This window comes from Candidatus Pelagibacter sp. (assembly GCF_052049775.1).
Taxonomy (GTDB): domain Bacteria; phylum Pseudomonadota; class Alphaproteobacteria; order Pelagibacterales; family Pelagibacteraceae; genus Pelagibacter.
Genome location: NZ_JBNGZH010000006.1, coordinates 1 through 15,003, shown reverse-complemented (window position 1 = coordinate 15,003; position 15,003 = coordinate 1). Strand labels below are relative to the sequence as shown.

Sequence of the window (15,003 nt, the reverse complement as noted above, 5' to 3'; positions counted from 1 at the left end):
TTGAAATACTAATAGTTTATGCTTTTATTCGTAGGTTTAGGTAATCCAACTCCAAATAGTGAAAATAATAGACATAATGTTGGGTTTAAAATTATAGACTCCATCAATAAAAAGTTCGGGCTTACAAAACAAAAACCAAAATTCAAAGGTTTGTTAACAACTGGTAATATTGAAAGTAAAAAAGTTTATGCCATCAAACCTTTAACTTTTATGAATAACTCTGGAATATGTATTAGAGAACTAATTGAATACTTTAAAATCGAACCTGAAAATGTAATTGTTTTTCATGATGACCTTGATGTCGAATTTGGAAAAATAAAAGCGAAATTTGGTGGATCAAGTGCTGGCCACAATGGAATATCTTCTATAGATAAATTTATTGGCAAAGATTACTCAAGAGTAAGAATAGGTATAGGAAAACCAAAAGGACCCATTGAAGTATCTGATTATGTTTTGCAAAATTTTGATGATGAAGAAATTTTGGGTGTAGAAAAAATATCCAAAAATATAACTGAATCACTTTCGATACTTGTAGAAAAAAAATTAGATTTATTTTCAAGCACAGTTAATAATAAATAATGAGTTTTAAATGTGGGATCGTTGGATTACCTAATGTTGGTAAATCAACTCTTTTCAATGCTCTAACTAATTCCAGTAAGGCACAAGCTGCTAATTTTCCTTTTTGTACAATTGATCCAAATATTGGAGTTGTAATAGTTCCTGATGAAAGATTAAACAATTTAGCTAAAATTTCAAAATCAAAAAAAATAATCAATACCACTATCTCTTTTGTTGATATTGCCGGATTGGTAAAAGGTGCATCCAAAGGTGAAGGTTTGGGTAATAAATTTCTTTCTCATATTAGAGAAGTCGATGCAATTATTCACATGATCAGGTGCTTTGACTCTAATGATATTCAAAATGTAAATCCTTCTGTTGACCCGGTTAGAGATATAGAAATTATAGAAACAGAGATGATGCTTGCAGATCTTGAATCTATTCAAAAAAGGTTAGAGAAAAATAATAAAAAAAATGTTGATGAGGATCAAATCAAAATTCTTGAAATAGCTATGGATTGTATAAATAATAATAAAAGTTTTGACGATTTAAGAACCCAATTTAATAAAAAACAACTTAATCAATCCGGATTATTATCCCTTAAACCTAAAATTTTTGTTTGTAACGTTGATGAACAAAGTGTTCAGAGTGGAAATAATTACACTCAATCATTTATTGATAAGTATGGAAACAATAATACTTTAATAGTCTCTGCAGACATAGAAAATCAAATAAATGAATTGGATAGTAATGAGAAAAAAAATTATATGGAAATGATTGGATTAAAAGAAACAGGATTGAATAAATTAATTAAGAAAGGTTACGAAATTCTTGATCTAGATACATACTTTACATCTGGGCCCGAAGAAACTCGAGCATGGACAATTGAAAAAAATTGTACTGCACCAAAAGCTGCAGGTGAAATTCATACTGATTTTGAAAAAGGATTTATTCGGGCTGAAACTATTTCTTACCATGATTTCATATCCAATGATGGTTGGGTAAATTCAAAAAATAACGGAAAAATGAGATTAGAGGGGAAAGATTATATAGTTAAAGATGGAGACGTTCTAAACTTCCGTTTCAATACGTGACCATATTCTTTTCATACTAAAATAAACTAGGATTGTTAAAATAATTAAATACACAATAGCTTTAAAACCCATTTGATGTCTTGACTCTAAATGGGGTTCAGCTGACCACATCAAGAATGTTGTCACATCTTTTGACATTTGCTCAACAGAAGCTATTGTGCCATCAGAGTATTCTACTAATCCATCTGATAACTGATTAGCCATTTTTATTTTATTCCCGTACATATATTTATTATAATACACACCATCATCTAAAGTAACACCAGCTGGTGGGTCTTCATATCCTTGAAGCAATGAGTAAATATAATCTACCCCACCTCCTCTTGCTTTAACTAATACAGACATATCTGGTGGATAAGCACCTCCATTTGCTGCTTGAGCAGCTTGAACGTTATCATATGGCATTACAAACTTATCTGATAATCTGCCTGGACGGGTAAACATATCACCATCTGAATTAGGTCCATCTTTGACCTCAAAAGATGCAGCAATAGCTTTTGCTTGCTCTATAGAAAATTCTGGTCCCCCTTTTTCAGCTAAGTTTCTATAACTTAAATATTTCATCGAGTGACAAGAAGAACATACCTCTGTGTAGACTTGATAACCCCTTTGAAGTGCAGCTCGATCAAACTTTCCAAAGAGACCTTTAAAGCTCCAATCGGTTTTTAAATATTCAATTTTTTCTGCAGCTTGAGTGCTCAATGAAAGTCCAGAAAATAAGATAATAAATGAAAATATTTTAAAAAAATTTTTCACTTATTTATTTAAACTTTCCTTGTTCTTTGCTGTGGCTAAATTAGGTGAACCACCTAGTATCGGTTCGGTAATACTTAATGGAATTGGAAGGGTTTTTTCTTTCCAACCTAAAACTGGAAGTATCACTAAAAAATGTAAGAAATAATATGCTGTAGCTACTCTAGCAACTAACAGATATAATCCCTCTGCTGGCATAGCACCTACATATCCCAGGATCAAAACATCAGCGACAAGGATCCAATAAAATTGTCTATATAAAGGTCTAAATACTGCTGATCTAATTTTTGAAGTATCAAGCCATGGAAGAGCTGCTAAAATTAAAATGGCAGATAACATTGCAACTACTCCTAAAAGTTTATCTGGGACTGATCTTAAAATTGCATAGAATGGTAATAAATACCACTCTGGAACAATATGTGCCGGAGTAACTAATGGATTAGCTTCAATATAATTATCTGCATGACCTAAAATATTTGGTGTGTAAAAAACAAAAAATGCAAAAACAATCATAAACATTAGTAAAGCAAAACCATCTTTTATTACAATGTATGGATGGAATGGAACTGTATCTTTTGAAGGTTTTTTAATGTCAATTCCAACTGGATTATTATTTCCAGGAACATGAAGTGCCCATATGTGAAGAACAACTAAACCTAAAATTAAAAAAGGTATTAAATAGTGAAGTGTAAAAAATCTTGTTAAAGTAGGATTATCAACTGAGTAACCTCCCCATAACCAAGTAACAATACCCTCACCTACTAATGGAATTGCGCTAAATAGATTTGTAATCACAGTTGCACCCCAGAAACTCATTTGGCCCCATGGAAGTACATAACCCAAAAATGCAGCTGCCATCATTAATAAATAAATGATGATACCTATTATCCAAATTATTTCTCTAGGAGCTTTGTAAGAACCATAAAATAATGATCTAAATATATGAATATAAACAGCCAAAAAAAACATTGAAGCACCATTTGCATGAATGTATCTAATTAACCAACCATAGTTAACATCTCTCATAATATGCTCGACACTATCAAAAGCCATATCAGCATGAGCAATATAATGCATTGCAAGAACTAAACCCGTTACAATTTGAGTAATCAAACAAAAAGTTAATATTCCACCAAACGTCCACCAATAATTTAAATTTTTAGGTGTTGGATAATCAGTTAAGTGATTTGCAAGAGTTAATAATGGTAAACGATCGTTAAACCATTTTCCAAATTTTGATTTCGGTGTGTATTCGTGATCACTCATAATAATTATCCAATTTTAATTGTATTAGCATTAACAAATTCATATTTAGGGATCTCCATATTAGTCGGAGCTGGTCCCTTTCTAATTCTTCCAGAGATATCATAGTGAGAACCATGACAAGGACAAAACCATCCATTGTATTCACCTTTTTGATCTAAAGGAACACAGCCTAAGTGAGTGCACACTCCAAGCATGACTAACCACTCGGGGTTCGCTGCACGATCCTCATCTTTTTCTGGATGTTTTAAATCTTCTAACTTTACAGATCTTGCTTCAGCTATCTCATCTTGTGTTCTTCTACGAATAAAAACTGGTTTACCTCTCCATAAAACTGTAATTGTTTTACCTGGATTAACAGCGCTTACATCAACCTCAGTGCTCGCTAAAGCTTTGACTGACGCATCTGGGTTCATCTGATCAATCATTGGCCATATCGTTGCACCCACACCAACCGCACCAACTGCATAAGTTGCTGTGAATAAGAAATCTCGTCTATTAGTTTTTTTTTCTGACATCAATAATAGTTAAATATACTCAATATTGCTTTTTTCTACTTAAATATATGATTTCATATAATATAAAATGATAAATTTACTACTGAAAGAATGACACAGAATTTGATAAATCATGGCCCTAAAATTGCTTTATTTGAACCAGACATACCTCAAAATACAGCAGCAATAATCAGAACCTGTGCGTGCCTGGGTGCAAAACTTGAAATAATAGAGCCTTGCGGGTTTATGCTAAGTGACAGAAGATTTAAGCGAGTCGTTATGGATTATATGAATGAGAAAGACATAAAATTCCATCAAAGCTCAGATGATTTTTTTAAATCAAAAAAAGATCAAAGAATAGTTCTTATGACCACAAAAGCGTCTGTTTCTTACACAAAATTTAAGTTTAATAAAAATGACACTATTCTTTTTGGCAGAGAAAGTGCCGGAGTGCCAAATGAGGTTCACAAAAAAATTAAAGATAGACTCAAAATTCCTATGAAAAACAATAAACGCTCACTTAATATTGCATCTTCTGTTGCAATCATATTGGCAGAAAGTTTAAAACAAACTAAATTAATCTAATATGGATTTAGAAATTAAAAAAGACATTACAAGTAATTGGTTCAAAATGCTACAAGAAGCTATTTGGCATACTATAACTAACCTTGAAAGAAAAGATGCGGATATCAAAACCACTGTTTGGAACAGAAGTAAAAAAAGAGATGAAGGAGGTGGAGAATTTAGAATTTTAGAAAATGGAAAAATATTTGATAAAGTTGGAGTTAATTTTTCTAAAGTTCATGGAAAATTCCCAAAACAATTTCAAAAAAATATTTTAGGTGCAAAAAAAAATCCCAGTTTTTGGGCTTCTGGTATTTCCGTTGTGATGCATATGAAAAATCCCATGATCCCTGCTATGCATTTTAATACAAGATATATCTGCACAACTCAGGACTGGTTTGGTGGTGGTATGGATGTAACCCCGTCAATAAAAGATGATAAGGAAAAAAAAGAATTTCATAAAACCCTAAAAAAAATGTGTGATCATCACAATAAGAAATATTATACAAAATATAAGAAATGGTGTGATGAATATTTTTACTTACCTCATAGAAAAGAACCGAGAGGTATTGGTGGAATTTTTTTTGATTATAAAAAAGATAATTTTGAAAAAGATTTTAAATTTGTAAGGGATGTGGGGATTACTTTTCAATTCATTTTTGAAAAAATGATTAGAAAAAAAATTAAGAAAAAGTGGACTAAAAAACATAAAGAATTACAATTCATAAAAAGAGGTCGTTATACAGAATTTAACTTACTCTATGACCGGGGAACAAAATTTGGTTTACAAACTGGTGGAAATGTTGAAGGTATTTTAATGTCATTACCTCCTTTAGCAAAATGGAAATAACATGGACAAAGAACCAATTACTTTAAATGGCTTAAATAAACTCAAAGATGAATTAATATTTTTGAAAGAAAAAAAAAGACCTGAGATTGTAGCGGCGATTGCTGAAGCGAGGTCACATGGTGATCTAAAAGAAAATGCAGAGTACCACGCAGCAAAAGAAGAGCAGTCTCATAATGAGGGAAGGATTACTGAAATTAATGATATCATTGCTAGAGCAAATGTCATTGATGTTACGAAATTAAATAATGATGGAAAAGTCATCTTCGGCTCGACTGTGTTTTTAGAAAATTTAGATACTGGAGAAAAAATAAATTATAAAATTGTAGGAAAAGATGAAGCTGACCTCAAACAAAAATTAATTTATTTTCAATCGCCTATAGGTAAAGGTTTAATAGGAAAAAATAAAAATGATTTAGTTGAAATAAAAACTCCTGCCGGGGTCAAAAATTTTGAAATTAAAGACGTAAAATATATCTAATTGTTAACAATTTGACTTACTTGTTTATCTGAAATTTGAAAATTATTTTTCACCCATTCTTCCTCAATTATTTTTAATTTTGCACCCAATTGTTTACCCTCAGGAATATTGAATTTTTCCATTAAAAATTCCGCACCCACAGGCATTTTTGGGATTGTTTTATCTTTGTAGAAATCAATTAATCTTTGAATATTTTCAGAATTTTTTTTTGATTTTATTAAATAATAATTGAGAATATCAGTTACAGCTTGTTTTCCATTATAATAAAAAATCCCATTAAAGTTTTCCTCTCTAAAAGTTTTTGATCCAATTTTTTCCTTAAAAAAATTATCAATAATTTTAATTCTTTTTTTATCTTTTTTAGAAATATTAAATTTGTACATAAAATAATCCGCATTATCTGTTTCATCAATAATCATTAAAGATAATAGAAAGACAAAATCAGCCTTATTAATTATTTGTTTTTTTTTTGAGTTTAATTTTGAAAAAGTTTTTAAATTATTTAATTCAGGAAAAACAATTAAAAATAATTCTGAGCTCAATTTATCATCAGCTAATTTTTCTAATATTTCTAAGTGAGTTATTTTTTTCAACTCATCTAATAGTCTCTCTTTAGATAATTTTGAGATACCACCGATATTAATTTTAAGTTTTCTGATTAATTCTGGATTATGCGGATGCTTTGAGTAATGGGCGAAAAATCTTAAATATCTTAAAATTCTCAAATAATCTTCTTTAATTCTTTTATCAGCGTCTCCTATAAAATTTACGAAACCGTTTTCTAAGTCTTTTTTACCCTCAAAAGGATCAAACAAGTTTCCATCTTCATCCGCGTAAATGGAATTGATGGTAAAATCCCTTCTTAATGCATCCTCTTTCCAATTTTTTGAAAATTTCACTTTTGCATGTCTTCCATCTGTTAAAATATCTTCTCTCAATGAGGTAATCTCAAATTTGTACCCTTCTATAAATGCTGTAATTGTTCCATGTTCAATACCAGTTTCGTAATAATCAATTTTATTTTCTTTCAAAACTTCACAAACCTTTTGAGGATCAAGATTTGTAGCCATATCAATATCATTTACTATTTCTTTATTAATGATTTTTCTTATGCAACCTCCTACAAATCTTACTTCACTATCTGATGAATAAGAATTTATGGCTTTAAATATTTTATTTGCTGGAGTATTTTTTGTTAAATCTCGAATACTTTGACTTATATAATTTAAATTATTTGATCTAAAAAAAATTGTATCTAAAAAATTTTTCATACTTGGCTGGGGCGCTAGGATTCGAACCTAGGATGCAGGTACCAAAAACCCGTGCCTTACCGCTTGGCTACGCCCCAATATTAAGTTCGTATAACACAAAAAAATCAAATTTATATAGTTTTTGAGGCTATACACCAGATATTTTTGTATTTTTGAATAAACCTTTTTTTCGCACGTTCACATCTTTTTTTTGTTTGAAAATATGCAACTAAAGCTGATCCCGATCCTGTCATTCTTACAAAAACTGGGTTTAGAGAATTCTCTAAATAAAGTTTCATATTTTTTAATCTCGGGTATTTTAAAAAAGCTATTGTTTCTAAGGAATTTTTCATATTTTTTAAAAAATTGATATCAAACATTTTTTTGGCTCCCTTTCCAAATTTTGCTTTATCAAACTTTCTAACCTTTGAATAAATATCCTTAGTCGAACAACCAAAATTTGGTTTTACGATTAATGGGTAAATTTTTTTTACATTATTGAAATACTTTATTTTATTTCTTGAATTTAAAATCTTACTTTTATGATTTAAGCCTAACATCACATCTGAGCCAATTAACTTAGAAATTTTTAACATTTCCTTATTTTTGATATTAATTATTCTCTTATGAGCCAAATATCTAAGTATACTTGCTGCATTCATTGAGCCACCGCCAAGACCAGCTTTATCAGGAATAGATTTTTTGATTTTGATTTGAAATCTTTGGTTTTTCAAAATTTTTTTTTTTTCTAAGATCTCAAATAATTTAGAAACAGTATTTTTCTTACCTATCCTTCGAGAAAATTTTCCATTGAATGAAATTAAATGATTTTTTGATTTAATTTTTTTGATCAAAATTATGTCGTGTAAATCTACGAAGCTTATTATGCTCTCTATATTGTGCAAAGATTTACTTTTGCTTATAACATTTAGTGCCAAATTTAATTTCGCGTGTGATTTTATTCTGGAAAAAGACATTTAAGAGCTTTTAAGACCTTCGATCATCTTAATATTAATTTTTTCAATTAATTCTTTTTCAGTATCTTTCATTTTCAATACATTGGTCCAAAAATATCTAGCCTGAATTTTTCTATTGAGTTTCCACAAAATATCGCCGTAATGATCATTCACTATCGGATCATCCGGCATTAATTCTACGGCTCTTTTCAAAAATTTTTCAGCTCTTGGATAATCATCAGTTAAATAATAAGCCCAACCAATAGAATCTATTATATATGGATCATCACTCTCAAGTTCATAGGCTGTTTCAAGCATTTTGATTGCTTCATTAATTTTATAATCCCTCTCAAGCCATGAATAAGCAAGGTAATTTAGTATATAAGCATCGTCAGGTGTAATTTGAAGTGCATCAATTAAATCTTTATCGGCTTTTTCATAATTTTTAATTCGTTCATATGTACCTCCTCTTCGATAAAGAATATCTGACTTGATATCCGAATTATCATCCAAATTTTCAATAATTTTAGAGTAATATCTTATTGCCTCTTCGTAATTTTTTGCTTTTTTATAAAAATTAGCAACATCAAATAATATTTTTTCATTTGGATTTTCAATTTTATCAAAATTAAATTTAATAAAGTTAAGAGACTCTTGATTATTTCTCTGCGCTGAAATTATTTGCGCTTCTTTTTTTAATCTAAACCAATAGTAAAAATCATCATCCTTTTTAAATTTTTTAAGAACCTTTTTTGCCTTTTCATAATCTTTATTAAAATAATGATTTTCCGCAACTAGTGATAAATTAAATACAAATCTTGGATTAAGAAAATTTGATAAGTTTAAGTAAAAATTTGACATCTCGTAATTGTCTTGTGCAGAATACAGATTTGATATTAAAAACAAAAATTCAGCAATTAAATCATTATGATTTTTACATGAAAAGACCTCTTGAAATTTTTGTAAGTTTCCATTGTCAATCCAACTTTTACCTTGTGATAGTAGCAATGTTGAATTTAAAAATTCTATTTCATCGGTAATTACTTTTGCTTCATTTAAGTTATCGTTTTCAACTAGATAACTTATATAAAAATAAATATATCTAGTAAAATCTGACTCAGGATCATTTATCAATTTTGAGAAATATCTTCCTGTTTTAGGATCATCTAAATAACACTTTTGAAATGTTTCTGAAATATAAGATAATCTTCCAAAGTTCTTCTTATCGTCTAAAAATTTTTTTTCTTTAAAAAGATAAACATATTGTTTTAAGCTCTCTAAAATTGCTAAATTAAACCTATCCTGTTCTGCAAAATTATTTGCAATAGAAATATATTCATAGGCAATATCTAACTCATTTTTTTTTAAACTATCAATTATTAATAATAAATAAGAGTCGAAAAAATCTATATTTTCATTTTCATAATTTTGTTTAATAATTTGAATTGCTTGCAATACTTTATTCTCCAATACTAATGAAGATACATACCTTTTTAAAAATGGATCATGAGCATTAATCAAAATTTTAGATGAATTAAAAAAATCTAAAGCTTCAGAATTTTTTTTATTACCAAAGGCAACTATACCTGAAAAATATTTTGATAAATTTTTAGAATCAATTTTTTCAAAAGAATTACTTTTCGTTAACAAAGTGTTCTGATAAAATAATAATATAATAAGTATAAATTTTATATTTTTAAGAACCATTACTACATTGTATGATTAAAAAGACTTTAAATCAAAATGCTAAATATGCTCAAGAATTCATGAAATCAATTGAAACTGATTTTATTTTTAGCGATAAACCAATCAATAGATTTAAAGTCGACTCAACTGAAAATAACAACACCTCAATAAAAAAAAATAAATTGCTGAATGATCTTAAAACAAAGATTAATTCAATTGAAAATTGTAATTTAAAAAATAATTCTAAGAATTTAGTCCTGGGCGAAGGCAACATTCATGCTGATGTGATGTTAATTGGAGAAACCCCAGGCGAAATAGAAGATAAAACAGGTTTATGCTTTCAAGGAGAAGTGGGTAATCTCTTAAACAAAATGTTACTAGCAATCAATATAAAAAGAGAAAATATTTACACTACCTACTCAATTAATTTCAGACCACCGGAAGACAGAAAACCCACTACACATGAGATAAAACGTTATGCAATATTTTTAAAAGAACACATTGCAATTATAAATCCAAAAATTTTAATTTTAATGGGCAGCACGGCAATGGAGGCAATTACAGGATTAAGCAAAATATCTAATGAAAGAGGTAAGTGGAAAGAAATTATTTTAAAAAACAAAACTATTCCTATCATGATTTCTTTTAGCCCCTCCTATCTAATTAGATTTCCAGAAAATAAAAAATTTTCTTGGGAAGATCTAAAAAAAATTAAACAAAAAATTCAAGATTTAAATATTAGGATTTAATGAAAACTATTGCTGGAGTTGATGAAGTTGGCAGAGGTAGCTTAATTGGACCTGTTTATGCAGCAGCCGTAATATTGAACAAGTCCATCAATAAAAAGTTATTGAAAGACTCAAAAAGTTTAAAAAAAGATAAGCGAGAATTTTTAGCTAAATACATTAAAAAAAACTCTATTTGGGCTACAGGTAAAGCTTCTGTCTCAGAAATTGAAAAAATAAATATTCTTCATGCAAGCCTATTAGCTATGGAAAGAGCGATTAAAAAACTCAAAAAAAAACCAAAACTGATTTTAGTCGATGGAAATAAAACACCAAATTTAAAAAATTATAAACTTCAATCAGTCATTAAAGGTGATCAAAAAATACCATCAATTTCTGCAGCATCTATCATAGCAAAAGTTACACGTGATAAAATGATCTCTAAGTTAGGGAAGAAATTTAAAAATTATTACTGGAGTAAAAATTATGGATATGGAACTAAACAACATCTTAAAGCTATAAAAAAATTTGGGATTACTTCTCACCATAGAAAAACCTTTTCACCGATCAGCAAGTTAAAATAGGTTTCACGTAGAAACACCAGATGTAGTTGTTGCGAACCACCATCATACAAATGGAATCCAAATAATTCAATCCTAGGTTGACCCAAGAATCTTTTTGGAGTCTAATTTATTTTTATAAAATGAATTTGGACTTTAAAAACAAATTAATAAATGGAGATAGTTTAAGGAAACTTAAAAAAATCCCTAGTGAGACTTTTGATTTAATTTTTGCTGACCCTCCTTACAACTTACAATTAAAAAATGAGCTTATAAGACCTGATAGATCTAAGGTAAATGCAGTCAATGATAAATGGGATCAATTTGAAAATTTGAAAAAGTATGATGAATTTACCTACTCGTGGTTAACAGAATGTAAAAGAATTTTGAAAAAAAATGGAGCTATTTGGGTGATTGGCAGTTACCATAACATTTTTAGAGTTGGCACCGCTATTCAAAATTTAGGTTTTTGGATTTTAAATGACGTCATCTGGAATAAAAAAAATCCTATGCCAAATTTCAGAGGGACACGTTTTACTAATGCACATGAAACGTTGATTTGGGCATCAAAATCAGAGAAATCAAAATACACTTTTAATTATCAATCTTTAAAATGTTTAAATGATGATCTTCAAATGAGATCGAACTGGGAGTTGCCGATTTGTAATGGTTCTGAAAGACTTAAAAAGAATGGTAAAAAAGTGCATTCTACTCAAAAACCTGAGGCTCTACTTCACAGAATTTTGTTAGCAACCTCAAATAAAAATGATTTAGTTTTAGATCCTTTTTTAGGATCAGGAACAACAGCAACAGTTGCAAAAAAATTGGGTAGAAATTATTACGGAATTGAAAAAGAAAAAACCTATTATAAGGCAGCTGAACAACGACTAAAAAATACAAAACCTATAGAAGATGATTATTTAGATACTTTGCAAAATGGTAGATCTAAGCCAAGAATACCTTTTGGGTCATTGGTTGAATTAGGAATAATTAAACCAGGCACCACTATTTTTGATAATAAAAAGAAAATCAGTGCAAAAATTATGGCTGATGGAAGTATAAAACATGCAAAAAAAGAAGGCTCTATTCACAAGGTAGCTGCATCAATATTGGGAGCAGAAAGTTGTAATGGTTGGACTTATTGGCATTATAATCTTAATGGGCAAATAGTACCAATAGATAATTTAAGACAAAGATTAATTTCAAAAAATTAATTATTATAAATTTTACCTAAATAAGAGTCTAAAAACTTTTTGTTTTTAATAAATTTTTTCAAAAAAATATTTCTAAAAAAAACAGCTACAGGATTAGATAAATGAAATGCGAATTGATTTAGTTTAGATCTTTTATTGACCATTTTAGTTTTAATAACTCTATTTTTAAAGAAATTCCCTTCTGAGTTATTTTCTATACTTTTATATAATTCATAAGCACCTTCTATGGACTGAGATGCCCCCTGGGCAAATGAAGGAGGAAAAGCAAAAAAAGCATCACCTATAAAATTAATGTTATCATTATTTGTTTTAAAAAAGTCTTTACTAACAAATACTGGGAATATTTTTAATTCCTTAATTTTATCAAAAAATTCTTTATTTTCTTTTGGAACCTTTTCTAAAACTTTTCTAATGAAGGAATTTTCTTTGAATAAAGAATAATTTTTTTGTTGTTCTAAAGTAAGTTCATACTTCATAATTGCTATAAAATTTAGGTCTCCATTTTGATTTACTGGATAAATTACCTGATGAAAATCAGAGCCTAAAAATAATGAAATATTTTCATTATCGATTTCGGAAGAATTTGTTATGTTTCCTCTAATCGCTAGTGTGTTGTTGTATTTTGGTTGATTTTTATTGTTAGAAATCAAACTTCTACTTTTTGAAAAAACTCCATCTGAAATAATTAAATAATCACATTTGAAAATTTCATTGTTTTCAAAATTAAGTTGAATTTTCTGATTTTCTTTATTTATACTCGAAACATTATGATTAAATTTAATTAAATTTTCTATATCCTTTTTCAAAAAATTTATTAAATCAGATCTTTTCAAAGTAGTGTACTGACAATTCTCTGAATTAAAATCAGAGATATTCAAATCACATATCTTTTTGGAGTTTTTAGATGAAAAAAAAATAATCTTTTTTGGATTAAACTTTCTTGCATTTTCAAATTTATTAAATCCAATTTCATTTAAAAGCTTCACACTATTGACGGATAATTGAATGCCATAACCTTCCTCAAGATTAATCGAATTACTTTTCTCATAAATTACCACTTGATAATCTGAGTTTTTCTTGAATAAATTAGCAATAAATAATCCCGAAATACCAGCTCCGATAATGGCTATTTTTTTCATAAGTTGCCCTCTAAATACTTAACAACTTTTTTTGTAAATGTTGGCAGCATAGAATTACCAATTGTTTTTTGATCAACCCAACAGGAAGTGGATATTTCTCTAACATTTTTTGGATATTGAATTTTAATATTCATATTCATGTTGGACATTTTAAAATTTATCGTTTTATTAAATTTTTTGGGTTTAGATAATTCCTGCATTGGAAATATTCTTAAGTTTTTGAGAAATTTAAATTTTGTATTTTTGACCAATAGATATTTTTTATTTTTTTTATAAACATTTAAAATAAAGTACTTATCTATATTTTTTTTACTATTCTTTACAAGTTTGAAATCTTTTTTACGAAATGATTTACATTTTTTTGAAATTGGACATTTTAAACAGTTGGGATTTGTAGGTTTACAAATCAAAGCCCCTAATTCCATCAAAGCCTGCGCATAATCGCTAGACCTTGGAGATGTTCCTAATATTGATTTTTTTTTGTGAAGATTTTCCTTGGTAATTTCTTTTTCTTTTTTAAGAAAAAGATATCTTTTTAAAACTCTCTCGACATTTCCATCTAGCGGTATAAAAGACTTATTAAATGCAATCGCCAAAATTGCACTTGCGGTATAATTTCCAATTCCTGGTAAAGAAATTAAATCATCAAAAGTATCTGGCAATTTCCCTTGAAAATTTTTTTTAACAACTTGAGCAGTTTTTCTTAAATTTTTTACTCTAGAATAATATCCAAGACCTTCCCAGAGTTTATATAGTTTTTTGTCACTAGTTTTAGCAAGTGAACTGAGATTTGGAATGGTTTTAATGAAGCGATTAAAATAAGGAATAACTGTTGCAACCTGAGTTTGTTGTAACATAAATTCACTTACTAATGTAAAATATTGCTTTTTAGTGGGTGAAACATTTTTTCGCCATGGTAATGATCTTTTATTTAAATCGTACCAATTAAGAATTTTTTTTGTTACAAATTGATCTTTCATATGCAATATAAAAAATATATTAAGCAGAGAACTGGTAGCATTCAAGGATTAAGGTCTTTCAATGACACTTTGCCAAAAAATATCAAAAAGTTTATTAATAAAAGAGGTCATATTTATTCCGAAACACTCAATAATTGGAAATTCATTGCTGGTGAAAAATTATTTAAAGTTTGTTATCCAAAATCTTTTAAGAATACTAACAAGTTCAGTGTAAGCACTCTCTTAATAATGGTACAAAGAGGTCATGAAGTTGAGTTAGAATATTCAAAAAAAAAAATTATGAATAGAATGAATGCTTTTTTTAAAGATGAAGTTGTAAAACGGATTAAATTCACAAGTTTTAACCATGAAAGTGAAATAGATAATCAGAAGATAATTCAGAATAAACCTGTGACAAACAATAAATATAAAAATAAACTTAATGATGTTAAAAATG

General features: G+C 28.4%; 17 protein-coding genes and 1 tRNA gene. 9 read left to right on the top strand and 9 right to left on the bottom strand.

The window, feature by feature from the left end; all coding sequences use genetic code 11:
* Positions 1-18: 18 nt before the first annotated feature.
* Both pth and ychF read left to right on the top strand, forming a co-directional pair.
* Positions 19-579 (top strand): aminoacyl-tRNA hydrolase, encoded by a 561-nt coding sequence (gene pth, locus ACTT83_RS01120; protein WP_440918394.1) that lies wholly within the window; start codon positions 19-21, stop codon positions 577-579.
* Positions 579-1,652 carry a redox-regulated ATPase YchF gene (gene ychF / locus ACTT83_RS01115; protein ID WP_440918393.1) on the top strand — a complete coding sequence of 358 codons (1,074 nt, stop codon included), beginning with the start codon at positions 579-581 and terminating at the stop codon, positions 1,650-1,652. The genes pth and ychF overlap by 1 nt, the downstream gene beginning before the upstream one ends.
* On the opposite strand, the gene ACTT83_RS01110 is transcribed toward ychF, so the two are convergent.
* Genes ACTT83_RS01110 through petA form a run of 3 tightly spaced genes read right to left on the bottom strand, consistent with a single transcriptional unit; the run spans position 1,629 to position 4,186 of the window.
* Positions 1,629-2,408, bottom strand: coding sequence for a cytochrome c1 (locus ACTT83_RS01110; protein WP_440918392.1), 780 nt, complete (start codon positions 2,406-2,408; stop codon positions 1,629-1,631). The genes ychF and ACTT83_RS01110 overlap by 24 nt on opposite strands.
* Complete coding sequence (locus tag ACTT83_RS01105; RefSeq protein ID WP_440917404.1) at positions 2,409-3,671, bottom strand: cytochrome b; 1,263 nt, start codon at positions 3,669-3,671, stop codon at positions 2,409-2,411.
* Between the two features lie 5 nt (positions 3,672-3,676).
* Entirely contained in the window at positions 3,677-4,186 is a 510-nt protein-coding gene (gene petA, locus ACTT83_RS01100; protein ID WP_440915863.1) for a ubiquinol-cytochrome c reductase iron-sulfur subunit, read from the bottom strand.
* Positions 4,187-4,276: 90 nt separating this feature from the next.
* On the opposite strand from petA, the gene ACTT83_RS01095 reads away from it, so the two are divergent.
* The 3 genes from ACTT83_RS01095 to greA are packed head-to-tail and all read left to right on the top strand — an operon-like array spanning position 4,277 to position 6,057.
* Complete coding sequence (locus ACTT83_RS01095) at positions 4,277-4,750, top strand: tRNA (cytidine(34)-2'-O)-methyltransferase (RefSeq protein ID WP_440917405.1); 474 nt, start codon at positions 4,277-4,279, stop codon at positions 4,748-4,750.
* A gap of 1 nt (position 4,751) precedes the next feature.
* Positions 4,752-5,579, top strand: a complete 828-nt coding sequence (gene hemF, locus ACTT83_RS01090) for an oxygen-dependent coproporphyrinogen oxidase (protein WP_440918391.1) — start codon at positions 4,752-4,754, stop codon at positions 5,577-5,579.
* 1 nt (position 5,580) lies between these two features.
* The gene (greA, locus tag ACTT83_RS01085) at positions 5,581-6,057 is read left to right on the top strand and encodes a transcription elongation factor GreA (protein WP_440918390.1); all 477 of its coding nucleotides are present in this window, start codon (positions 5,581-5,583) and stop codon (positions 6,055-6,057) included.
* Here the strand turns inward: greA and ACTT83_RS01080 are convergent.
* The 4 genes from ACTT83_RS01080 to ACTT83_RS01065 all read right to left on the bottom strand — a co-directional run bounded on the left by ACTT83_RS01080 (position 6,054) and on the right by ACTT83_RS01065 (position 9,913).
* Positions 6,054-7,328, bottom strand: coding sequence for a CCA tRNA nucleotidyltransferase (locus ACTT83_RS01080; protein WP_440918389.1), 1,275 nt, complete (start codon positions 7,326-7,328; stop codon positions 6,054-6,056). The genes greA and ACTT83_RS01080 overlap by 4 nt on opposite strands.
* A 3-nt stretch (positions 7,329-7,331) precedes the next feature.
* Positions 7,332-7,405 (bottom strand) — tRNA-Gln (locus ACTT83_RS01075).
* Positions 7,406-7,438: 33 nt separating this feature from the next.
* Positions 7,439-8,284, bottom strand: a complete 846-nt coding sequence (locus ACTT83_RS01070; RefSeq protein WP_440918388.1) for a 4-(cytidine 5'-diphospho)-2-C-methyl-D-erythritol kinase — start codon at positions 8,282-8,284, stop codon at positions 7,439-7,441.
* Positions 8,285-9,913 carry a tetratricopeptide repeat protein gene (locus ACTT83_RS01065; RefSeq protein WP_440918387.1) on the bottom strand — a complete coding sequence of 543 codons (1,629 nt, stop codon included), beginning with the start codon at positions 9,911-9,913 and terminating at the stop codon, positions 8,285-8,287.
* Between the two features lie 68 nt (positions 9,914-9,981).
* On the opposite strand from ACTT83_RS01065, the gene ACTT83_RS01060 reads away from it, so the two are divergent.
* The 3 genes from ACTT83_RS01060 (at position 9,982) to ACTT83_RS01050 (ending at position 12,448) form a co-directional block, all read left to right on the top strand.
* Positions 9,982-10,698, top strand: a complete 717-nt coding sequence (locus ACTT83_RS01060; RefSeq protein ID WP_440918386.1) for a uracil-DNA glycosylase — start codon at positions 9,982-9,984, stop codon at positions 10,696-10,698.
* A complete protein-coding gene (locus ACTT83_RS01055) occupies positions 10,698-11,258 on the top strand; it encodes a ribonuclease HII (RefSeq protein WP_440918385.1) in 561 nt (186 codons plus the stop codon). Before ACTT83_RS01060 ends, ACTT83_RS01055 begins: the two co-directional genes overlap by 1 nt.
* A 119-nt stretch (positions 11,259-11,377) precedes the next feature.
* On the top strand, positions 11,378-12,448 hold the full coding sequence (locus ACTT83_RS01050) for a site-specific DNA-methyltransferase (protein ID WP_440918384.1): 1,071 nt from the start codon (positions 11,378-11,380) through the stop codon (positions 12,446-12,448).
* On the opposite strand, the gene ACTT83_RS01045 is transcribed toward ACTT83_RS01050, so the two are convergent.
* Both ACTT83_RS01045 and ACTT83_RS01040 read right to left on the bottom strand, forming a co-directional pair.
* On the bottom strand, positions 12,445-13,587 hold the full coding sequence (locus ACTT83_RS01045; RefSeq protein ID WP_440918383.1) for an FAD-dependent monooxygenase: 1,143 nt from the start codon (positions 13,585-13,587) through the stop codon (positions 12,445-12,447). The two genes, ACTT83_RS01050 and ACTT83_RS01045, sit on opposite strands and share 4 nt — an antisense overlap.
* Entirely contained in the window at positions 13,584-14,567 is a 984-nt protein-coding gene (locus tag ACTT83_RS01040) for an A/G-specific adenine glycosylase (protein ID WP_440918382.1), read from the bottom strand. Before ACTT83_RS01040 ends, ACTT83_RS01045 begins: the two co-directional genes overlap by 4 nt.
* Between ACTT83_RS01040 and ACTT83_RS01035 the strand changes: the two genes are divergently transcribed.
* The coding region (locus tag ACTT83_RS01035) for a DUF721 domain-containing protein (RefSeq protein WP_440918381.1) at positions 14,568-15,003 on the top strand (436 nt) is incomplete at its 3' end.